The sequence below is a fragment of the Colwellia sp. MB3u-4 genome (assembly GCF_014077065.1).
In the GTDB taxonomy this organism is placed as follows: Bacteria; Pseudomonadota; Gammaproteobacteria; order Enterobacterales; family Alteromonadaceae; genus Cognaticolwellia.
In genome coordinates, this window is the sequence record NZ_JACGVE010000088.1 from 128,547 (window position 1) to 151,820 (window position 23,274).

Below are 23,274 nucleotides of genomic sequence, written 5' to 3' on the forward strand. Positions count from 1 at the left end.
AAGGCTAACTAGCATGAGTAAAGAAATATTACTGGTTGTAGATGCTGTTTCTAATGAAAAGGCATTACCACGAGAAAGCATTTTTGAAGCGATGGAAACCGCTTTAGAAACAGCGACAAAAAAGAAATACGAAGGCGACATTTTAGTTCGTGTCAGTATAGACCGTACAACGGGTGAATTTGATACTTTTCGTCGTTGGTTAATCGTTGAAGAAAGCGATACACCAATGGAAAACCCGTATGCTGAAATTAGTTTGGCAGCAGCACAATATGATGAACCAGAATTAAACGTTGGTGATTATGTTGAAGATCAAATCGAATCTGTTAAGTTTGACCGTGTAACAACGCAAACGGCAAAACAAGTTATTGTACAAAAAATACGTGAAGCAGAACGTGGTCTTATTGTTGATGCTTACCAAGAGCAAATTGGCGAAATTATCACAGGTGTGGTGAAAAAAGCCAGCCGTGACAGTGTTATTTTAGACTTAGGAAATAATGCAGAAGCGATTATTTACCGCGATGACATGTTACCGCGTGAAAGTTTCCGTCCAGGCGATCGTGTTCGTGGTTTACTTTATGAAATTAAACCAGAAGCACGTGGTGCGCAGTTATTTGTGAGCCGTACAAAACCAGAAATGTTAATTGAACTTTTCCGTGTTGAAGTACCAGAAATTGGCGAAGAAATGCTTGAGATCAAAGGCGCAGCTCGCGACCCAGGTTCTCGTGCAAAAATTTCTGTAAAAAGTAACGACAAACGCATCGATCCAGTGGGTGCTTGTGTTGGTATGCGTGGTTCACGCGTACAAGCCGTTTCAAGTGAGTTAGGCGGTGAACGTGTTGATATCGTTTTATATGATGACAACCCGGCACAATATGTTATCAATGCAATGGCACCGGCAGAAGTTGCCTCTATCATTGTTGACGAAGACAAAAATACCATGGATATCGCTGTTGAAGAAGGCAACTTAGCCATGGCGATTGGTCGAAGTGGTCAAAATATACGTTTAGCTAGCCAATTAACAGGCTGGGAACTAAACGTCATGACCGTTGCAGACATGAACGAAAAGCACCAAGCTGAAAACGATAAAGTATTAACGCTATTTATTGACAAGCTAGACCTTGATGAAGACTTTGCCTTGATGTTAGTAGAAGAAGGCTTCACATCGTTAGAAGAAATTGCTTACGTACCTGTTGCTGAAATGCTTGATATTGACGGCATGGATGAAGACATGGTTGAAGAATTGCGCGAACGTGCAAAAGCAGCAATTACTACGCAAGCATTAGCCAGTGAAGAAACACTTGAAGGTTCAGAGCCAGCAGAAGATTTATTAAATCTTGCCGGTTTAGAACGTCATTTAGCGTTTGTATTAGCGAGTCGTGGTATTACAACATTAGAACATCTTGCTGAACAAGGTGTTGATGAAATATCAGACATTGAAGAATTAGATGAAACCAAAGCGGGCGAGCTAATTATGGCTGCACGTAATATTTGTTGGTTTAACGAAGAATAACTCACCGGGAGAATTATATAGATGGCAAACGTAACAGTAGAACAACTTGCCACAGAGATCGGTACACCGGTGGAGCGTTTAGTTAGCCAATTGGCTGACTCTGGCGTGAATAAATCGGCAACTGATTCTGTTTCGCAAGAAGAAAAAGAAGCATTACTTGACCACTTGAAAAAGCAACATGGTGATGACTCAACCGCTAACCCAAGCAAAATGACCCTTAGCCGTAAGCAAAAGTCTACTTTGGTGTTAGGTCACGGCAGTAAAGCTAAGTCGGTTCAAGTAGAAGTACGTAAAAAACGTACCTACGTAAAACGTAGCGATTTAGAAGAGCAACAACAAGCTGAAGTTGATTCGAAAGCGGCTGAAGAAGCACGCATTCAAGCAGAAGTCGACTTGAAAGCTAAAGCAGAAGCTGATGCTAAAGAAGTAGTAAACGCGCTTGCAGTAGCGGCAGTAAAAGCAGAAGTGCAGGCAGAAGCTAAAGCCGAAGCAAAAGTTGAAGCAGACGCTAAAGCTAAGCAAGCTGCTGTAGTGAAAGCAAAGAATATTGAAGAGTCGGCTGCTAAACCAGCACCAGTGGTAGCTGAAACTGAAGAAGCGAAAAAATTACGCTTACAGCAAGATGCTGAATTAGCCGCTAAAGTTGAAGAAGAAGCCCGCTTGTCTGCAGAAGTAGCACGTAAACTTGCTGAAGAAAACGAATCACGTTGGAAAGAGCAAGAAGCAGAGCGTAAAGCGAAAGAAAAAGAAGTAGTGCATTTAACTTCTTCTAAATACGCGCAAGAAGCTGAAGACAAAAGTGACTCGGCAGATGAAAGTGGTCGTCGCCGTAAGAAGAAAAAACCTGCTGGCCAAGACAGAAATAACCGTGGTCGTAATGCCAGAGGCAAAGGCAAGTTAGGCTTATCTTCACCTCAAAGCTTAAAGCATGGTTTCACTAAGCCAGTTGAAATTAAGCTGAACGAAGTTCGCATCGGCGAAACAATTTCGGTAGCAGAGTTAGCGAACAAAATGTCTGTTAAAGGCGCTGAAGTCGTTAAAGCCATGTTTAAAATGGGTGCTATGGCAACCATTAACCAAGTAATTGACCAAGAAACTGCAGCATTAGTTGCTGAAGAAATGGGTCGTGAAGTTGTGTTAGTGAAAGAAAATGCCTTAGAAGAAGCGGTACTTTCAGATCGTGATCATACCGGTGAAGCTATTACACGTGCACCTGTTGTGACTATTATGGGTCATGTTGACCATGGTAAAACGTCATTACTTGATTACATTCGTAAAGCTAAAGTAGCTGATGGCGAAGCGGGTGGTATTACCCAGCATATCGGTGCTTACCATGTAGAAACAGGGCACGGAATGATCACATTCCTTGATACTCCTGGCCACGCGGCCTTTACAGCCATGCGTTCACGTGGTGCTAAAGCAACAGATATTATTATTATTGTTGTTGCCGCAGATGATGGTGTAATGCCACAAACAATTGAAGCTATTCAGCATGCTAAAGCATCTGACGCGCCAATTATCATCGCTGTCAACAAAATGGATAAAGAAGGTGTAGATACTGACCGTGTTAAGAGTGAATTATCACAACACGGCGTACTTTCTGAAGAGTGGGGCGGTGACGTTCAGTTCTGTCATGTATCAGCTAAAACTGGTTTAGGTATTGACGAATTACTTGACGCTATATTAGTACAGTCAGAAGTTCTAGAACTTACGGCTGTTGTTGATAAAATGGCTAATGGTGTTGTTGTTGAGTCTAAACTTGATAAAGGCCGTGGCCCAGTGGCTACAGTACTTGTTCAAGAAGGTACATTGAACCAAGGTGATATCGTACTTTGTGGTTTAGAATACGGTCGTGTTCGTGCTATGCGTGATGAAAACGGCAACGCTATTCAATCTGCCGGTCCATCTATTCCAGTAGAAATTATTGGCTTAAGTGGTGTTCCAATCTCAGGTGATGAAGCAACTGTTGTTAAAGATGAGAAGAAAGCGCGTGAAGTTGCTTTATTCCGTCAAGGCAAGTTCCGCGATGTGAAACTTGCTCGTCAACAGAAAGCTAAACTTGAAAATATGTTTGCGAGCATGGCTACTGGTGAAGTTTCTGAAGTTAATGTAGTACTTAAATCTGATGTTCAAGGTTCACTTGAAGCCATTTCAGATTCATTGACTAAGCTTTCTACTGATGAAGTTAAAGTACGCATTATTGGTAGTGGCGTTGGTGCTATTACTGAAACAGATGCAACCTTAGCTTCGGCTTCTAACGCTATTGTGATTGGTTTTAATGTTCGTGCCGATGCAGCAGCGCGTAAAGTCATTGAAATTGAGAAAATTGACTTACGTTACTACAGCGTTATTTACGCCTTAATCGACGAAGTTAAAGCAGCAATGAGCGGTATGCTTGCTCCTGAGTTTAAGCAAGAGATCATTGGTTTAGCACAAGTACGTGATGTATTTAAGTCACCAAAAATTGGCGCAATTGCTGGTTGTATGGTTACTGAAGGTATTATCAAACGTTCAGCACCGATTCGTGTATTGCGTGAAAACATAGTTATTTACGAAGGTGAGTTAGAATCTTTACGTCGCTTTAAAGATGATGTAGCAGAAGTTCGTAACGCTACTGAATGTGGTATCGGTGTTAAGAACTATAATGATGTTCGTGTTGGTGACCAAATCGAAGTATTTGAAACGATTGAGATTAAACGCACACTTTAATCGCGTTTAGTTTTCATGGTTTAGTTAAAATGGGGGCTTAGCCTCCATTTTCATTTACAAAATATACGTAATACTTAATATTGATGCAGGTATACTGTTATTAATATTAACTCATTACGTTGTAGGAATTATTTATGGCCAGAGAATTTGCTCGTACTGATCGAGTTGCACAAGAAATTCAAAAAGAAATCGCGATGATTATTCAGCGCGAAGTAAAAGATCCACGTTTAGGTATGGTGACGGTAAATGCGGTAGAAATTACCCGTGATTTAGCTTATGCAAAAATATTTGTTACCTTCTTCACTTTGGAAGGTCAAAATGTTGATGTTTCAATCGAGGTATTAAATGAAGCGGCAAGTTACATTCGCACTTTGTTAGCTAAGCGTATTAATGCCCGCATTATGCCAGAGCTACGATTTATTTATGATAGCTCTATGGTTGAAGGTGTTCGCATGGGTAACCTAGTTGATAAAGCGGTTGCTGAAGACGTGAAGAATCACGAAGGTGAAATAGACGAAGCCCCGGCCCCAGAGAGCGAATAACCATGGCGAAGAAAAGAAAAGGCCGTGCTATTAACGGCGTTTTATTACTTGATAAACCCTATGATATGTCGTCTAACAATGCGCTACAGCGAGTTAAACACATTTATTTCGCGCAAAAAGCAGGTCATACCGGCGCTTTAGATCCATTAGCCACTGGTATGTTACCGATATGTTTGGGTGAAGGAACTAAGTTCTCTCAGTTCTTACTTGATACCGATAAAACTTACCAAGTTACTGCTAAATTAGGTGTGCGTACTACCACTAGCGATGCGGATGGTGAGGTTGTTAGTGAAAAGTCTGTTGATGTCAGTGCTGAGCAATTAGCCATAGCATTAGACTCATTTCGCGGTACAACTCAACAGATCCCATCAATGTATTCAGCGTTAAAGTATCAAGGGCAACCTTTATATAAATATGCTCGTGAAGGTATTGAAGTACCTAGAGAGTCACGTGACATTACGGTATTTCGCTTGGACTTATTACGTTTTGAAGGTGATGAAGTTGATTTAGATATTCATGTTTCTAAAGGTACTTACATTCGCACCATTATTGACGATTTAGGCGAGCTTTTGGGCTGTGGTGCTCATGTTGCTCATTTACGTCGCAGTGCTGTGGGTAATTACCCGACAGAGAAAATGGTGACAATCAAAACATTAGAAACCCTGTTAGCACAAGCCGTCGCTGAAGATGTTCCGCCATCGGTGTATTTAGATGACTTATTATTACCGATGACAACCGCTTGTGATGGTATTCCTGCGGTTTTTGTTGATGATATGTCAGCAAACTTTTTACGCCACGGTAACCCTGTACAGTGCTCAAATGCGCCGGCAAATGGTCTAGTACAAGTATTCATTGGCGATGATGTTGATACGGGTGAGTTTATTGGCGTTGGTGAAATTGATGATGATGGTTTAGTTAATCCTAAACGTATCACTGTTGTTGGATAACTTTATACCTTAGGTTTAGGTTGCAATTACAGCCGTTATTGATAGACTGTGCGCTCTTAGAACGTCTTGCTGACTTAGTGTTCGGCTCGACGCGATTTTAAACACTAAAAATTAAGGTAAATATTATGTCTTTAAATGCTGCTGAAAAAGCTGCTATCGTTGCAGAATACGGACAATCTGAAGGTGATACTGGTTCTCCAGAAGTACAAGTTGCTTTGTTAGCTATACAAATCAACCACTTACAAGGTCACTTCAAAGAGCACATCCATGATCACCATTCACGTCGTGGTTTATTACGCATGGTAAGCCAACGTCGTAAATTACTTGATTACTTAAAAGGCAAAAACGTTGAACGTTATACTGCTTTAATCGGTAAATTAGGTATACGTCGTTAAGACGCGCTTTATTATAAAATAAGCAAAAATCATAAAAAGGAGCCTAATGGCTCCTTTTTTTATCCCTTGAATTTACCCACTTAAGTTTGAGAGATATGAAACTGTGTCCTACGCTGTTTTTATAGCGATCAGCATCATAATGTAGCTACTTAACTATTATCGGACATAAAATCTAAATTTAAGCCTGATAGATAAGTGAAATTGCTCGTACTTTATCGTTATGACCGCTAAGGTTTATGCAAAAATATAATGCCTATGTCGTCTATGGCGTTGATCTAATAAACTGAAAATTATCAGGTATTCTTAGCGTTAAAATCAGATATTAGCTGTTAAAGTCAGAAGTTAGATATAAGTGAACATACATTTTAGTCATACCCATAGTAATGATTTTTTTGAGTAACAACGAAATTAATAAAGTCAGTATTAGTTAATTTGATATAGATAGCTGCAATGATTAATATGGTAAAAAATAAAAATAAAAATAAAAATAAGGCGTCAAAAACGTTGATAATTTTAAAGAGCAGTTTCTACCTATTGCTAATAGCAATAGTTTCCCTTGCCATTTATCTCTATGTAAATAAAGCGCCTGACAGATCTGTTGCAGAACTTAGTCAACGTTGGGCAGCTGAACCCTCACAATTTTTAAATATTGCCGGCATGAATATTCATCTCAGAGATGAAGGGCCAACATCTGATCAAGAGCCTATTGTGTTAATCCACGGCACGAGTGCGTCATTGCATACGTGGGACGGTTGGGTTGAGGTCTTAAAAGAGCAACGTAGAGTTATTCGTTTTGACTTACCCGCTTTTGGTTTGACAGGCCCCGATCCACAAAACAACTATAAAATTGAACATTACGCTGAAGTAGTTATTGCCGTGTTAGATAAATTGCAAATCAATAAAAGTGTCTTAGCTGGTAACTCTTTAGGCGGTTATATTGCTTGGGCAACAGCTGTATTACACCCCGATAGAGTCTCAAAATTGATTCTAGTTGATGCCAGTGGGTATCCTTACGAGTCTACATCCATGCCACTTGCTTTTAAATTGTCAAAAAATCCGGTCACAAGTCTCTTATTAAATAATGTTTTACCAAAATCCTTGGTAGCACGCAGTGTTAAAAATGTTTATGGAAATCCTGATTTGGTCAGCGATGAATTAGTTGAGCGATACTATCAACTATCTCTTCGTGAAGGTAACCGTAGTGCTTTAAAAGCACGTTTTGAGCAAACATTACCCGGGCCGCTAGCAAAAAAAATTCAAACAATAAAACAGCCTACACTTTTACTCTGGGGTAAAAAAGATCAGCTAATACCGGTAAAACTTGGCGTGCAATTTGCGCAAGAAATCCCTAATAGTCAATTGATTGTTTTTGATAAATTAGGCCATGTACCACATGAGGAAGATCCCCAAGCAACAGTGTCGGCAGTGATAAAATTTTTACAGGTTAACTAAGGCCAACTTAGCCTCTTACTGGTAAGTTGATAAAGGGTTGTTGCCTGCATTGTGATTTTAGACACTAGTCTTACTTATAGCTAAGTTATTAGAATAACACTTGAGGCAGTTAGGTTACCGAGCACAACTATGCTCTGTTCTGCCATCCTGATGCGCTCAACTTTACTATCTTTTACCATTCTTAGTGTTGTCTTCAAGCCATGCCAGTAACTTTTGCTCAACTTACCCAAATCTGCATCTTGAAGTTGAGCCGATATAACATGTATGCAAATTGTCAAAATAGCGAATATAGGCGAAAATCTTCAGGTTTTACTCTTTTAAACCCATCATTTATGCTTTCAGGCTAGTAAAAACATAGGTGTTAAGTATAATGTGCGTGCAAATTTCGTATTTGTAAAAAACTAATCAATCAAACTGTATAATTTTTTGTTCAGCTTAGTGCGTAACTTATCGGTAACGCCTTAATATTTAATGATTAACTAAGTGAATAAATAATTGTACAGATTGATTAAAATCAAAAATATCTAAGGAACTAACTAAATGTTTAATCCAGTTACTAAAACATTTGAGTTCGGTCAACATACCGTAACTCTAGAAACGGGCGTTATTGCTCGTCAAGCCACTTGTGCCGTTATGGCTAGCATGGACGATACCTCAGTATTAGTCTCTGTTGTTGGTAAAAAAGAAGCAAAACCAGGACAAGACTTTTTCCCATTAACGGTTAACTATCAAGAGCGTACTTACGCTGCTGGTAAAATCCCAGGTGGTTTCTTTAAACGTGAAGGCCGTCCTTCAGAAGAAGAAACATTAATCTGTCGTTTAATTGACCGTCCAATTCGTCCACTATTCCCTGCAGGGTTTACTAACGAAGTTCAAGTCGTTATCACTGTAGTTTCTGCTAACCCAGAAATTTCTCCAGATATTATTGCTTTATTAGGTACTTCTGCTGCATTAGCCATTTCAGGCATGCCTTTTAGCGGACCTGTTGGTGCAGCGCGCGTTGGTTATACTGACGGGAAATACATTCTTAACCCATTACAATCTGAATTAGAAGCTTCTCAGTTAAACTTAGTTGTTTCTGGTACAGACTCTGCCGTATTAATGGTTGAGTCAGAAGCTGACGTGCTTTCTGAAGAAGTTATGCTTGGCGCTGTTATGTTTGGTCATGAGCAAATGCAAACAGCTATCACGGCTATTAAAGAAATGGCTGCAGAAGTTAACAATCCTAAATGGGATTGGGTTGCACCGGTTAAGAACGCTGATGTTATTGCTAAAATTACAGAGCTTTCTGAAAGCCAAGTAAACGAAGCTTATCAAATTACCGAAAAAGCAGTTCGTTACGAAAAAATTAAAGAAATTCGCAATGGTGTTATCGAAACATTATTAGCCGCTGATCCTGCGCTTGATGTGCAAGAAGCCAAAGATTTATTCCACGACTTAGAGAAAACAGTCGTTCGTGGTCGTATTACAAAAGGCATGCCTCGTATCGATGGTCGTGATCCTGAAATGATCCGCGCACTAGACGTAATGACAGGCGTATTACCACGTACTCATGGCTCTGCTGTGTTTACTCGTGGTGAAACTCAAGCCTTAGTTGTTGCTACTTTAGGTACACAACGTGATGCACAACGTCTTGACACTATTATGGGTGAGAAAACTGATAGCTTCATGCTACATTATAACTTCCCTCCATACTGTGTTGGTGAAACAGGTTTTGTTGGTTCTCCTAAGCGTCGTGAAATCGGCCATGGTCGTCTTGCAAAACGCGGTATGTTGGCTGTTATGCCTTCTGCTGAAGAATTCCCGTATTCAGTTCGCGTAGTGTCTGAAATTACTGAGTCAAACGGTTCATCTTCAATGGCTTCTGTTTGTGGTACTTCATTAGCACTTATGGATGCTGGTGTACCAATCAAAGCTTCAGTTGCTGGTATTGCTATGGGCCTAGTTAAAGAAGGCGATGACTTTGTTGTACTTTCTGACATTTTAGGTGATGAAGATCACTTAGGCGATATGGACTTTAAAGTAGCGGGTACTACCGGTGGTATTACTGCACTTCAAATGGACATTAAAATTGAAGGTATTACGCAAGAAATCATGCAACTTGCTTTAAACCAAGCAAAAGCAGCGCGTAATCACATCTTAGCTGTTATGGATGAAGCTATTGGCGGACATCGTGATGATATCTCTCAATTTGCTCCACGTATTCATACCATGAAAGTTCCTCAAGATAAAATTCGTGACATTATCGGTAAAGGTGGCGCGACTATTCGTCAGTTAACTGAAGAAACCGGCACGACCATTGAAATTGAAGACGATGGTACAGTTAGAATTGCGGCGACTGATGGCGAGCAAGCTAAAGATGCTATTGCACGTATTACTGCATTAACTGCTGAAATTGAAGTGGGTACTATTTACACAGGTAAAGTTGTACGTATCGTTGATTTTGGTGCGTTTGTTAACGTATTGCCAGGTAAAGATGGTTTAGTACATATTTCTCAAATCTCTGAAGAACGTGTTAACGCTGTTAGCGACGTATTGACAGAAGGCCAAGACGTAACGGTTAAAGTATTAGAAGTTGACCGTCAAGGTCGCGTACGTTTAAGCATGAAAGAAGCAATGGAAAAACCTGTTGTAGCGCCTACAACTGACGCAGCAGAATAATTATTTTGTTATAAATCAAGTATATCAGGTGCGTTTGTAAAACCGACCTGACATCTTGTACACAAAAAGGGAGCTTAATTGCTCCCTTTTTTATATACTCAATAGTATAAATACTTACTAGGATACTGCTTTTCGTGCGCTTACTTTCTAAAACTCAACTTTCTCAAGCTTTATTTTCTAAAGTGTTACTTATTTCAGGTTTATTGCTCACTCAAGGTTGCCTATCAACAAGCCCTGAGCAATCAGTTATTGGCGACTTGATTATTGCTGAACCCATTGCCATTAGTTATAAAAATGAAATAGCGCTGGCACGATTAACACAAGTGTTACAACGCGCTGAAATCAGCGATGGCCAAAGAGCAGAATTGTTTTATCAGCGCGGGGTTGAATACGACAAGGTGGGTTTACGTGCTTTAGCTCGTTTTGATTTTAACCAAGCGCTTAATCTAAAACCTGATATGTCAGACGCCTACAATTTCTTAGGTATTCATTTTACTCAGTTACGAGAGTTTAATCAGGCATACGATGCCTTTGATTCCGCGATAGAATTGGCTCCCGATCATGAATATGCTTATTTAAATCGTGGCATTGCGCTATATTATGGTGGCCGGCCAAATTTAGCTGCAGATGACTTTAAGGTATTTAGACAATACCAGCAGAACGATCCTTATCGCCTGTTGTGGCAATATTTGGCGGACGTAGAATTAGATCAGCAAAAAGCCAATCAAGACTTAGTAGTTTATGCGCAACAGATAGATGAAAGGGTGTGGGCAAAAAATGTTATTAAACTTTACTTAGGCGAAATGAGCCAAGGTACTTTTATTGCTCGGATGGCAGAAGATGTTACTTCAAATGAAGCACTGACAGAGCGCTTATGTGAAGCCTATTTTTATTTAGGTAAGTACAGTCAACTGCAAGGTGATGTTAATGCCGCTATTAACTTTTTTAAACTGGCGCTCAGTACCAACGTATATGAATTTGTTGAGCACAGGTATGCCAAACTTGAATTAGACTTAATGCGCGAAACAGCACTAGAAAGTAGTGAACCTTAATCTGCATTTACAGACAAAATGTGATGATAATTAAAAAAATTCTAATAAGCTTAGTTGTCTTTACATCGCTAAGTTTATTTTTTTTAATCACTGATTATCGCGAAAAAATTTCTAACGCCGAGATCACCCGTCAACAACTATCGATATTAGAAACCTTAGACCTATTTATTAATACCGATGAACGATTAGTTCAGCTGTTAGCAAAAGGTAATAATAAGGCATGGCTACACCTAGCAAAACTCCATGGCGATTCCAACGCCAATACGGCTTATCAATTAGCTGAATATTATCGTCGCGATAAGCAAATAACATCAGCTGAACTATGGTATCGAGTAGCAATACGTCAGCAGCATGTTGCGGCGCGAATAGCCTTGGCAAATATTTATTTTAAGCAACAACAATATAATGACATTAAGCCATTATTATCGCCTATTGTGGGCAATGACAATGCGCTAGCCATGTTATATAAAATAGCCTTATATCAAGGTGATCTAGCCTTTATTGCAGCGCATAAAAACAGGCTAGCGCAAGGTGTAAATATTGGCTTGTACAATGAGCTTGAACAGTTTTCTGTGTTTAGTGAAAGCCAAGAACAAACGAAGAGTGAAGAAAAACTCGAGTACAATACAGAACAAAATACATACCATAATATAAAAAAAAATATAAAACAAAATTCAGCTTGCTCGGTAGATGTACAACTGTTTGCCACAAGCTTAAAAGGTTTACGACATGGCCAACAGTTAATGTCAGCCTTTGGGCAGCACAAGTTGGCAAAATATATTTGTTTGCGAACACCTAAATATATTCCTGCCGAAGCCATTAATTGCCTGCATGGCGTTAGTGAAAATATAAGCTGTAATACCAGCGTTTGGACCACACGCAATGACATTAATACTCGTTATCTTGGTGTTATTGTTGAGCAAGGTGGTGCTAATGTCGATCATGGTATTATGTATATAGACCAGGATGACAACCTAGATGTTTTAATTCATGAGCTTAGTCATTTCATTGGCTTTGTTGATGAATATCCGCTGCCAAAACAACATCAAAAGTGTCAGCAAGTTCAGCAAAGCCCCTTTGCACATAATTTGGTTGTTTTACCTGATTTTTATCAAGGGCAGCGTGAAAAGTTGCGAGCAAGCATACTGTCTCAGGTGCCATGGCGAAATTTAATTAAACACTCAACACCAATATTGTCGAAGTATAAGCAAGGCTGGACGTTAGCCACACCAGTAACATATCAAAACGAAATAGGGCTGTTTACCACAGCTTCTTGTAATAAACAGCGTAAAACGCAAGCGTTTAAACCCTTAGCCTCGCGTACAAAGCTGGAGTATTTTGAATTGTATTTTCCAGAAATATATCTAAATATTATTGAGTTAGCACCCAAGCTTTTTTTAATGCCAAATTATCATTTTAATCTGAAGCGAGATTTAGCTCATTAAGAGAATCATGCCAAGGTGGTAGGTATAGTAAAGGCTAAGTACTTTGATTAATTAACACTTAGCAACTTAACAACTTAAAATACAGCCAACTTAAACATTATACTTATTGGCTATATGGTTATGTTTTTCGTTTCATTAGTTAACTTGATGTCAGCTAATATGTTCTTTAAGTACATTAATCTTAGATTCCTTTAGTGAATTGAACTTATTTACTTTTTTTAAATGTGCTGCCGAATTTACGTATTCCTGCTGTAATGCAGTTTTTATTCTTACTTTAGCTATCGGCCACATGGTGTTGTTGTTAAATACTGATAGTTCTTCCTCTATTAACGCTTTACTATTTTTGGTGGAGCTAACTTTTTTCCTTCTAAGAAACCATGAAAATAATGCCATAGTATTTATCCCTCCAATTACTCACTTAAGGTATAGCGTAAATTATTTCTTTTTGCTGAACGATATTTAATATTTTATCTATATGAAGATTTTATCGCGCTTATAAAGATTTTAACCAACAAGTTAAGATATAATTGTGGCAACTTAATGAAATTACTATTACATTTTTATGGAAAAATTTTCTTTTACTTCCTTTCGTCAACAATTTCCTATTCTTGCCGGCAAAGTTAATGGCAAAGCGTTAATTTATTTTGACAATGCGGCCACAACTCAGAAACCAAACTGTGTTATTGACAGCCATAAAAATTATTATCAATCGAATAATGCCAATGTGCATCGCTCTTCTCATGCCTTAAGCGCCAGAGCCACTGTGGCTTATGAAAGCGTTAGAGAAAAAGCACAGAAATTTATTAATGCTAAAACCAGCAAAGAAATTATCTGGACCAAAGGTTGTACTGAAAGTATTAATTTAGTTGCGCAGAGTTGGGGACGAACAAGATTACAACCCAATGACGAAATTGTTTTAAGCTATAGCGAGCATCACGCTAATATTGTGCCTTGGCAAATTGTTGCAAAGCAAACGGGTGCTAAAATTAAAGTATTGCCACTAACGCAAACCGGTGAAATAGATGTTGCTCAATTAGAGGGGATTATTGGCGAACGCACCAAAATTGTTTGTTTTGGTCATATCTCTAATGTTGTTGGCCGAATTAATCCAATTGAAGAGATCATTCGTGTAGCGAATAAGTACCAGGCATTAACCTTAGTTGATGGCGCTCAGGCCATTGCTCATTTAAGTGTTGATGTCAGGGCATTAGGCTGCGACTTTTATGTTTTTTCTGCTCATAAAATGTATGGCCCAACGGGTGTTGGTGTGCTGTATGGGAAGCAGGAATTATTAGAGGAAATGCCACCATATCAAGCCGGTGGCGAAATGATCAAAGCGGTGAGCTTTGAGCAAACAACATTTAATGAATTACCGTATAAGTTTGAGGCCGGTACCCCTAATATTGCTGGTGTTGTAGCCTTAGGTGCGGCGATTAGTTTTATTGAAAAACAAGGGCATAGCGGGATATTTGCCTACGAAAGACAATTAACACAATATTGCTTTGAGCAGTTATCAAGCGTACAAGGGTTAAACTTTATTGTTGATGAAGTGCCTGATATTCCGGTATTTTCATTTACTCTTGCAGGGCAACATAATCATGATGTTGCTACTGCGCTAGACAGCGTAGGGATTGCGGTTCGCTCGGGGCATCATTGTGCTATGCCTTTAATGCAATATCTCAATATTGATGGCTGCATCCGCTTATCTTTGTCGGCATATAATAGCTTTCAAGAGATAGACTTTACGGTGCAGCAATTACGAAGCTTGAATGAGTCAATATCGAATGTTAATGATGATTTAAGTGCTTCAAAACCTGATGACATTATTAGCGTTGATGCGCTTGCCAACAGTAATTTAGCCGTTGATGACATATTAGCTATGTTCGCTAAAGCAAAAAGTTGGGACAGTAAACATCGTGAAATTATGATGTTGGGTAAAAAGCAATTACGCTTACCTGATGAAGATAAAACCGAGCTGTCATTAATTTCTGGCTGTGAAAGTCAGGCATGGTTGTTGTGTTATCAAGAGGCAGATAATTCGTTTCGCTTTAAAGGTGATAGTGACGCCAAAGTTATCAGGGGCCTATTTGCCATTATATTGGCCGCGGTTGATAACAAAACGGCAGCACAAATAAGCGCTTTTGATATGGACAGTTATTTCGCTAAGTTAGGCTTATTACAACACTTAAGCCCTTCACGTGGTAATGGACTTCGAGCTATTGTGCAGAAAATACAGCACTCGATAGCCCAATAAGAGTAACCTGTTAGCCTTTATGTCGAATATATAAAGGCTAACTAAGCGCCTTTTTCAAATATTTATCCATTGCCTTGGCAACCGCAAAAAAAGCAAAACAAGCGGTAACGTGAGTTGCTGCGCCAAAGCCACCACTACAATCTAAACGCATTGATCCATCGCCTGACTGCTTAGCATGGCAAACATTACCTTCGGAGTCTGGGTAACGTAGTTGTTCAGTGGAAAATATCGCATCAATTGAAAACTTTCGTTTCACATTCCGTGAAAAATTGTACTCTCTGCGCAGTTGGTTACGTACTTTCGCTAGCAGAGGATCTTGAAATGTTTGGCTTAAATCGGCAATGGCAATTTTACTGGGATCAATTTGACCACCAGCACCACCAATGGTAATAATCGGTAATTTATTTCGTTTACAATGAGCAATAATCGCCGTTTTAACATTAACAGAGTCGATAGCATCGATAACGTAATCAAACGAATTTGACAGTAAATCACCGACATTTTCCAGCGTTACGAAGTCTTCTATGGTGCTAACCAAACACTCAGGATTAATTTGCTTTATTCTATCGCGCATAACGTCAACTTTACTTAAACCTACGGTATCGGTTAAGGCATGAATTTGGCGATTAATATTGGTGACGCATAAATCATCTAGGTCAATTAATGTGATCTGCCCAATGCCATTACGCGCTAAGGCTTCTGCGATCCATGAACCAACACCGCCGATGCCGATCACACAAAAGTGTGCCTGCTGTAGCGCTGCACTTTGACTGTTACCATATAACCTGGCAATACCACCGAACCTTAATTGATAATCTGACATTATTTATCTACTCGCTTGAAAATTCGCTGCGCATTATAGCAGTACCTTTCAGTAAAGCTACGAGCGCAGGTAATATAGTGCTCAGTAAAGACATCATTTTAGTTTTTTTAGCTGCAATTTTTACCCTATTGCTCTATTTAGTATTTATTAGCCTTATAATGAATATTTATGGTATTGATAGAAAAATAGCCCTATCTTGATGATAAATAATCAGAGGTGTTGGTTTTTTAACCATAAATCAAGCTTGATTTAGTCAGAGTGTAAAAAATTGTGATAAATATAGCTGTAAATGTAGGTGAATATGTCATTTTTTAGCTAATTTAGACTCATTTTTATAAAATAATTTACTTAATTAACGCTGATATTTATCGAAATATCACTCTACTACTTTTTAATCGCCATAAAATTAGGTTTTTTTGCTATTTTTATGGCTAAAAATAGCAAAATATTCAAGCGGTATTAGCTATATTAGTCATATGCTGATTTTTGTTAAGGGTTATTGCTTGATGGTTTAGCCACATTATTGGCTTTTGCATAGGATAGTTAAAGCGGTTTAACTAAGTGTTCTAACTAAGTGTTCTATCAGGTGCTCATTAGTCATTTACCAAGTCTTTGAGTTAGATGCCATTAAAAATCAGGCTATTAATTAAGGGTATTTTTGGCCACCGTAATATGAATATAGCCTTAATTTTTAGCCATTTTATAAGCGCTGTTCGTGCTATCGCTAAATAATACCTATAACAATACTGTTAAGCCGCAGGCAGTTTGACGATAAACTGTGTTTGCTGTTCATTGATAATAGTAAACGATATTTCACCATGTTGTACTTCAGTCATTAGTTTAGCTGAATAGGTGCCCAATCCTGTGCCAGTACTATGGTTTGAGCTGGTGTACTTCTCAAATAACGATGAGCGTAAGTGCTTAGCAATAATCCCGTGGTTGGTGAGTTTAAAGCATATATCATTATTATCATGGGTTAATGCTATCGTTATCGCGTGATTTACAGGTGAGGCCTCTACTGCATTTTTGATCAAATTATTGAAAATTGACAAACAAAGTAATGGCTCAACCATAATGGCATATTCACTATCAAAGCCATTTAATACAAAGTGGACTTTTTTATCATGGCTAATACTGGATATCGCATTGATGGCATCGTCAATTAACAGGTTTAAGTTGGTTGCCTGCGGCATTAGTGTATAAATACCTTGCTCAATTTTGTAGACATTGAGTGAGTTATTAACCATGTTTACAACATTATTTACTGCGCGATTAATTGATTTTGCTGCTTTTTTATCAGCTAATCGATATGTTTCAAATAAAATATTGTTCAAAGGCGCTTTTAAATCGTGATGAGTTATTTTTTCAATATCTTCACGTAACTTGGCATTTTCTTTAAGAGTAGCTACTTGCGCAGACAGATCTAGCTTTTGCTGCTGTAAGCGGATGTGTGTAGCAACACGAGCACGCAGCAAATCACCATTTAATGGTTTGGTAATATAATCAACAGCACCTAAATCAAAACCATATTTTATATCTTCAACGAGTGCTTTAGCGCTGAGGAATATTACCGGGATATTAGCGCTTGCCTCATTGTCTTTAAGGCTTTTACAAACTTGATAGCCATCCATTTTTGGCATCATAATATCAAGTAAAATCAATCTGATATTATACTTATTATTGGCCACTATTTTCAGTGCATGTTCACCTGATTTTGCCGCCATTACGCGGTAAAGATCACGCAAGTTTCCGGCTGCTACATCAATGTTACTGCTTTCATCGTCAACGACAAGGATAGTTGGCTTTTGTGCTAATAACACAGGTGCTGTGTTATTAGCAGGCTTTGATAACACACCACTATCATTATCATCTTCTTGATAAGTTTGAGCAGTAAATATAGCGTTTTGTGTTAATGCAAATAATGCTTCGATCACATATTGTTTTCTAAAGGGGGGAAATAGAGAGATGCTATTTGTTAATGTGCATTTTATATTATGGGCTTTGTCTAAATTTAGTGCTGAATTTTTTTTGTCAATTTGATGCAAGAGTACCATTAAAGGCAGCTGTTTTATCTTTGATGCTTTTGCTAATTCGTCACGAAAATTTAAGCTGTTTTTATTGGTTAAATTATCTGCACAAATCAACAAGCTTATAGCTGAAAATTGCGCATATTCTATTGCGTCTTCAGCATTTTCGATACAAGCAATGGCATTTTTACTAATACCACAGGAGAGTAATATTTTAGCAAGAGCTTCGCGTACTAAGCGACTTTCATCGACGATTAAAATATGGTCAAGCACAAATACGATACCGTTTAAATTATAAAAATTGCTGTAACAATATAGTGTTTGAAACAACAATGTACAGAAGTTTGTCTACCTAATATATTAGGCTATTAGTTGAGCAATAACTTATTTCAGGACTGAACAAAATTATAAATCGAAAAAGGCAACCAAGAGGTTGCCTTTTTTATCTAAGGTGAAGAGTTAGCTAATGAGATTTAGCCTTTGTTATCTTTCACTTAGAGGAATAAATGTACGGTTGATTTCGCCAGTATATTTTTGACGAGGACGACCAATTTTTTGTCCAGGTTGACCTAGCATTTCATCCCAATGAGCAATCCAACCAACGTTACGTGACATGGCAAAGATTACCGTGAACATATTCGTTGGAATACCAATAGCTTTTAGAATGATGCCTGAATAAAAATCAACATTTGGGTATAATTTTTTCTCAATGAAATAAGGGTCTTCAAGCGCTACTTTTTCTAACGCCATTGCTACGTCAAGCAACGGATCTTGAATACCTAATTCTTTTAACACTTCGTGACAAGTGTCACGCATTACCGTAGCACGAGGATCGAAGTTTTTATAAACACGATGACCAAAGCCCATTAAACGGAACGGGTCAGATTTATCTTTTGCTTTAGCAACATATTCGTCAACACGGTCTAAAGAACCAATTTCTGTAAGCATAGTTAAACATGCTTCATTTGCGCCGCCGTGTGCAGGGCCCCATAATGATGCAACACCCGCAGCAATACAGGCATATGGATTAGCGCCAGAAGAACCAGCTAAACGTACAGTAGACGTAGAGGCATTTTGCTCATGGTCAGCGTGTAACGTAAAAATTCTGTCCATCGCACGCGCAACTGTTGGGCTAACAACATAGGGTTCTGCTGGAACAGAGAACATCATATGCAAAAAGTTTTCTGCATAATTTAAATCGTTACGTGGGTAAACGAATGGTTGTCCAATACTATATTTGTATGCCATTGCCGCAATAGTGGGCATTTTGGCAATTAAGCGATGTGCACTACGCATACGTTGATCAGGTGCGTGGATATCTAAGTCACTATGATAAAACGAAGATAGCGCGCCAACCACACCACATAGCATCGCCATAGGATGCGCATCAGGGAGAAAACCATGAAAAAAGTGTACTAATTTTTCATGTACCATGGTGTGATTATTGATAATGCTTTTAAATTCATCGTATTGCGTTCTATTTGGCGCTTCGCCGTGCAATAAAATATAACAAACTTCTAAGTAATCTGCTTGCTTAGCAAGATTATCTATCGCATAACCGCGGTGTTGTAAGATACCTTTATCACCGTCAATGAAAGTGATCGCAGACTCACAAGACGCTGTTGCCATAAAGCCTGGGTCATAGGTAAAGTAGCCTGCAGCACCTAGAGTACGGATGTCTATTACATCGTTACCCGCACTACCTTTATGAATTGGCAATTCTGCAATTACATTACCGTCGATACTAAGAGAGGCTTTTGAATCAGCCATATGTTTCGTCCCCATTATAATAAATTGCTTATCTTGAAAATTGTTAAAACGTTAAAATTAAGCGCTTAGACAATTTTTGTTAATATAAAACTAACACCATTCTACTTCAGATCACCCCCTATAAGTCAATTCGTTTGTTGAACACTTAGACTAAAGTCAGATGCGCCAATAAATATTTGTAAACTAAGGTTAGCCATTAGTCGCAAGCCTTGAAAATAGGCGCTAATTTGTCGGCAAGAGAATTGTAATTAATGGATTTCACCTATATAATCGGGCCGATCTAAATTCTTTTTTTTGCATTCAATTATTAAGTGTAGAAATATAATTTGAATCGAAAGGGGGTTATCTAACCGAGTAAATTAGTTAGGTAGCGTAAAAAACAAATAAGTTGAATGCTCCAAGAGCTCCTTAGGCGACAATCGTGAAAAAACAACGTCCTGTAAACTTAGATTTGTCAACAATTAAAATGCATGCAGCAGCTAATGCTTCTATATTACACCGAGTATCAGGTGTAATCATGGTGTTTGCTATTGGTATTTTATTGTGGACGCTTTCTTTATCCCTATCTTCTGCTGAAGGTTTCAGCCAAATAGAGGCACTACTTAGTGGTGTATTCTTCAAAATAATTATCCTTGGTACGCTTTCTGCTCTTATCTATCATCTACTTGGCGGTATTCGTCATTTAATTATGGATTTAGGTTATTTTGAAGAGTTAGCTTCGGGTAATGCTACAGCAAAATTTGTTATCGCACTTTGGTTAGTGCTTACTGTAGTGGTAGGAGTTAAATTATGGTAAACAATGCAGCAACAGTAGGCCGTAGTGGCGTACATGACTATGTACTTGTTCGTGCAAGTGCAATAATTTTAGCATTTTATACTTTATATCTTGTCGGTTTTTTCGTTATAACCCCAGATGTAACTTTTGAAATCTGGCAGTCATTTTTTAGTGGTTTTGGCACTAAAATATTTACAATCTTAGCACTTATTGCGTTACTAGTGCATGCGTGGATTGGTGTCTGGCAAGTACTTTCCGATTACATTAAACCAGCGCTTTTACGTGGTGGTTTGCAATTTTTCTTTTCTGTTCTGTTGCTAGTATATCTTGTAGCAGGCTTATTAACTGTGTGGGGTGTGTAAGTGAACGTTCCAATTCGTGAATTCGACGCCATTGTTATTGGCGCAGGTGGTGCAGGTATGCGCGCTGCCTTAGCAATATCGGAATCAGGCAAATCTTGTGCTTTGATTTCAAAAGTATTTCCTACTCGTTCTCATACGGTATCAGCGCAAGGCGGTATTACCGTAGCCTTGGGTAATGCTCATGAAGATCATTGGGAACAACATATGTACGATACGGTTAAAGGTTCTGATTATATCGGTGACCAAGACGCTATCGAATATATGTGTAAAACGGGTCCAGAATCCATTATCGAATTAGAGAAAATGGGCTTACCTTTTTCTCGTACCGAAGAAGGTAAAATTTACCAACGTCCATTCGGTGGTCAATCTAAAAACTTTGGTGGCGAACAGGCCGCACGTACAGCAGCAGCAGCTGACCGTACCGGTCATGCATTGTTACATTGCTTGTATCAACAAAATGTTAAAAACAAAACTAACGTCTACTCAGAATGGTACGCTTTAGATTTAGTTAAAAATAGTGACGGTGCCATTGTTGGTAGTACGGCTATTTGCATTGAAACAGGTGAAATAGTTTACTTTAAAGCCCGTGCAACAGTACTTGCTACTGGTGGTGCTGGTCGTATTTATGCATCAACCACTAATGCCCATATCAACACTGGTGACGGCGTTGGCATGGCGGTTCGTGCAGGCATACAAATGCAAGACATGGAAATGTGGCAGTTCCATCCAACAGGTATTGCTGGTGCAGGTACGCTAGTAACTGAAGGTTGTCGTGGCGAAGGTGGTTACCTGCTTAACAAAGACGGTGAACGTTTCATGGAACGTTACGCGCCAAATGCTAAAGATTTAGCAGGACGCGATGTTGTAGCTCGATCTATGATGACAGAAATCCGTGAAGGTCGTGGTTTTGACGGTCCTATGGGTCCACATCTTAAGCTTAAACTTGATCATTTAGGTCGTGAAACGTTAGAAAAACGTTTGCCAGGTGTTTGTGATTTATCTAAAACATTCGCTCATGTTGATCCAGCGGTAGAGCCTATTCCAGTTATACCAACATGTCATTACCAAATGGGTGGTATACCTTGTAACGTCAATGGTCAAGCAATTAACTTCAACCCAGAAACGGGTAAAGAGACGATTGTAGAAGGCTTATTTGCTGTTGGTGAAATTGCTTGTGTATCAGTTCATGGTGCAAACCGTTTAGGCGGTAACTCTTTACTTGATTTAGTAGTATTTGGTCGTTCTGCAGGTAATTTCTTAGGGACTTACCTAAATGATACCCAAGCAGGTACAGATGCATCTGAGTCTGACTTAGAGGCTTCATTAGCGCGTACAAATCGTTGGGAGTCATCTACTAAAGGTGAAAGTCCATTCCAGATCCGTAAAGATCTACAAAAGTGCATGCAATATAACTTCTCAGTGTTTCGTGAAGGCGATGCCATGGCTGAAGGTATGAAAGAATTAACAGAAATTCGTGAACGTATTCAACATGCCAGCCTTGATGACAAGTCTTCAGAATTTAACACTGCGCGTATCGAGTGTTTAGAATTAGACAACTTGATGGAAACTGCTTTTTGTACGGCAAAAGCTTCGAATTTCCGTACTGAATCACGCGGTGCGCATGCGCGTGCAGATTTTTCTGTTCGTGATGATGAAAATTGGTTATGCCATAGTATTTATACGCCAGAGACACAATCTATGTCTAAGCGTCAAGTAAATATGGCACCGGTCCACCGTGAAGCTTTCCCTCCGAAAGCAAGAACTTACTAAGGAGAACTATCGATGAAACAAATTTTTTCGATATACCGTTACAACCCTGATGTTGATAACAAGCCTTACATGAAAGACTATGAGCTGGAAATTCCAGAAGGCTCAGACATGATGGTACTTGACGCTATCACGTTATTAAAAGAAAAAGATCCATCATTATCATTTCGTCGATCATGTCGTGAAGGTGTTTGTGGCTCTGATGGTATGAATATTAATGGTAAAAATGGTTTGGCTTGTATAACACCTTTATCTGCTGTTCCAGCAAAGAAGATTGTTTTACGCCCATTACCTGGTTTACCGGTGATACGTGATTTAGTTATTGATATGACCCAGTTCTATAATCAATATGAAAAAATCAGACCTTACCTTATTAATGATGGTAAAGCGCCACCTGCACGTGAGCACTTGCAATCTATTGAAGAACGTGAAAAATTAGACGGGCTTTATGAATGTATTTTATGCGCGTGTTGCTCATCATCTTGTCCTTCTTTCTGGTGGAATCCTGATAAATTTATCGGTCCAGCGGGTTTATTACATGCTTATCGTTTTCTTATCGATAGCCGTGATACCGCGACAGAAGAACGTTTAGATGATCTACAAGATGCCTACAGTGTATTTCGCTGCCACGGTATCATGAATTGTGTTGACGTTTGTCCGAAAGGATTAAACCCAACCAAAGCCATTGGCCATATTAAGTCAATGTTGCTAACCAGAGCGGTTTAATTTAATCATCCGAGTGCTTTCTAGCGAATGTGCTCGGATATTTTATTTTAACCATAT

General features: G+C 38.9%; 18 protein-coding genes. 14 read left to right on the forward strand and 4 right to left on the reverse strand.

The genetic code is table 11. The annotated features are described in order from the left end of the window. Window positions 1-13: 13 nt before the first annotated feature. The 9 genes from nusA to H4J61_RS14830 all read left to right on the forward strand — a co-directional run bounded on the left by nusA (window position 14) and on the right by H4J61_RS14830 (window position 12,713). Window positions 14-1,510 (forward strand): transcription termination factor NusA, encoded by a 1,497-nt coding sequence (gene nusA / locus H4J61_RS14790; protein WP_182137681.1) that lies wholly within the window; start codon window positions 14-16, stop codon window positions 1,508-1,510. Window positions 1,511-1,531: 21 nt separating this feature from the next. Next, on the forward strand, window positions 1,532-4,219 hold the full coding sequence (infB, locus tag H4J61_RS14795; protein WP_182137683.1) for a translation initiation factor IF-2: 2,688 nt from the start codon (window positions 1,532-1,534) through the stop codon (window positions 4,217-4,219). Between the two features lie 134 nt (window positions 4,220-4,353). After that, a complete protein-coding gene (rbfA, locus tag H4J61_RS14800; RefSeq protein WP_182185793.1) occupies window positions 4,354-4,761 on the forward strand; it encodes a 30S ribosome-binding factor RbfA in 408 nt (135 codons plus the stop codon). Between the two features lie 2 nt (window positions 4,762-4,763). Continuing rightward, window positions 4,764-5,708, forward strand: coding sequence for a tRNA pseudouridine(55) synthase TruB (gene truB, locus H4J61_RS14805; protein WP_182137686.1), 945 nt, complete (start codon window positions 4,764-4,766; stop codon window positions 5,706-5,708). A 125-nt stretch (window positions 5,709-5,833) separates the two neighbouring features. Then, a complete protein-coding gene (rpsO, locus tag H4J61_RS14810; RefSeq protein WP_182185802.1) occupies window positions 5,834-6,103 on the forward strand; it encodes a 30S ribosomal protein S15 in 270 nt (89 codons plus the stop codon). 534 nt (window positions 6,104-6,637) lie between these two features. Next, window positions 6,638-7,555 (forward strand): alpha/beta fold hydrolase, encoded by a 918-nt coding sequence (locus H4J61_RS14815; RefSeq protein WP_259363359.1) that lies wholly within the window; start codon window positions 6,638-6,640, stop codon window positions 7,553-7,555. Between the two features lie 540 nt (window positions 7,556-8,095). Continuing rightward, window positions 8,096-10,216, forward strand: a complete 2,121-nt coding sequence (gene pnp, locus H4J61_RS14820; protein WP_182137689.1) for a polyribonucleotide nucleotidyltransferase — start codon at window positions 8,096-8,098, stop codon at window positions 10,214-10,216. Between the two features lie 134 nt (window positions 10,217-10,350). After that, the gene (nlpI, locus tag H4J61_RS14825) at window positions 10,351-11,268 is read left to right on the forward strand and encodes a lipoprotein NlpI (protein WP_182185804.1); all 918 of its coding nucleotides are present in this window, start codon (window positions 10,351-10,353) and stop codon (window positions 11,266-11,268) included. A 20-nt stretch (window positions 11,269-11,288) separates the two neighbouring features. Further along, window positions 11,289-12,713 carry a lipopolysaccharide assembly protein LapB gene (locus H4J61_RS14830; RefSeq protein WP_182185807.1) on the forward strand — a complete coding sequence of 475 codons (1,425 nt, stop codon included), beginning with the start codon at window positions 11,289-11,291 and terminating at the stop codon, window positions 12,711-12,713. 150 nt (window positions 12,714-12,863) lie between these two features. Here the strand turns inward: H4J61_RS14830 and H4J61_RS14835 are convergent, their stop codons facing one another. Next, window positions 12,864-13,106 (reverse strand): hypothetical protein, encoded by a 243-nt coding sequence (locus H4J61_RS14835; RefSeq protein ID WP_182185809.1) that lies wholly within the window; start codon window positions 13,104-13,106, stop codon window positions 12,864-12,866. Between the two features lie 169 nt (window positions 13,107-13,275). Between H4J61_RS14835 and H4J61_RS14840 the strand changes: the two genes are divergently transcribed. Then, complete coding sequence (locus H4J61_RS14840) at window positions 13,276-14,967, forward strand: SufS family cysteine desulfurase (RefSeq protein ID WP_182185811.1); 1,692 nt, start codon at window positions 13,276-13,278, stop codon at window positions 14,965-14,967. A gap of 37 nt (window positions 14,968-15,004) precedes the next feature. Here H4J61_RS14840 and tcdA read toward each other — a convergent pair whose 3' ends face one another. From tcdA to H4J61_RS14855, 3 genes are all read right to left on the reverse strand, one after another. Next, window positions 15,005-15,790 carry a tRNA cyclic N6-threonylcarbamoyladenosine(37) synthase TcdA gene (gene tcdA / locus H4J61_RS14845; protein ID WP_182185814.1) on the reverse strand — a complete coding sequence of 262 codons (786 nt, stop codon included), beginning with the start codon at window positions 15,788-15,790 and terminating at the stop codon, window positions 15,005-15,007. Between the two features lie 749 nt (window positions 15,791-16,539). Continuing rightward, window positions 16,540-18,090, reverse strand: coding sequence for a hybrid sensor histidine kinase/response regulator (locus H4J61_RS14850; protein ID WP_182185816.1), 1,551 nt, complete (start codon window positions 18,088-18,090; stop codon window positions 16,540-16,542). A gap of 210 nt (window positions 18,091-18,300) precedes the next feature. Next, window positions 18,301-19,587, reverse strand: a complete 1,287-nt coding sequence (locus tag H4J61_RS14855; RefSeq protein WP_182137700.1) for a citrate synthase — start codon at window positions 19,585-19,587, stop codon at window positions 18,301-18,303. A gap of 421 nt (window positions 19,588-20,008) precedes the next feature. Between H4J61_RS14855 and sdhC the strand changes: the two genes are divergently transcribed. The 4 genes from sdhC to H4J61_RS14875 are packed head-to-tail and all read left to right on the forward strand — an operon-like array spanning window position 20,009 to window position 23,217. Then, a complete protein-coding gene (gene sdhC, locus H4J61_RS14860) occupies window positions 20,009-20,383 on the forward strand; it encodes a succinate dehydrogenase, cytochrome b556 subunit (protein WP_182137702.1) in 375 nt (124 codons plus the stop codon). Further along, window positions 20,377-20,724 carry a succinate dehydrogenase, hydrophobic membrane anchor protein gene (gene sdhD, locus H4J61_RS14865; protein WP_182137703.1) on the forward strand — a complete coding sequence of 116 codons (348 nt, stop codon included), beginning with the start codon at window positions 20,377-20,379 and terminating at the stop codon, window positions 20,722-20,724. The genes sdhC and sdhD overlap by 7 nt, the downstream gene beginning before the upstream one ends. Further along, the gene (gene sdhA / locus H4J61_RS14870; RefSeq protein WP_182137704.1) at window positions 20,725-22,494 is read left to right on the forward strand and encodes a succinate dehydrogenase flavoprotein subunit; all 1,770 of its coding nucleotides are present in this window, start codon (window positions 20,725-20,727) and stop codon (window positions 22,492-22,494) included. Between the two features lie 12 nt (window positions 22,495-22,506). Continuing rightward, complete coding sequence (locus H4J61_RS14875; protein ID WP_182137706.1) at window positions 22,507-23,217, forward strand: succinate dehydrogenase iron-sulfur subunit; 711 nt, start codon at window positions 22,507-22,509, stop codon at window positions 23,215-23,217. Window positions 23,218-23,274 lie beyond the last annotated feature (57 nt).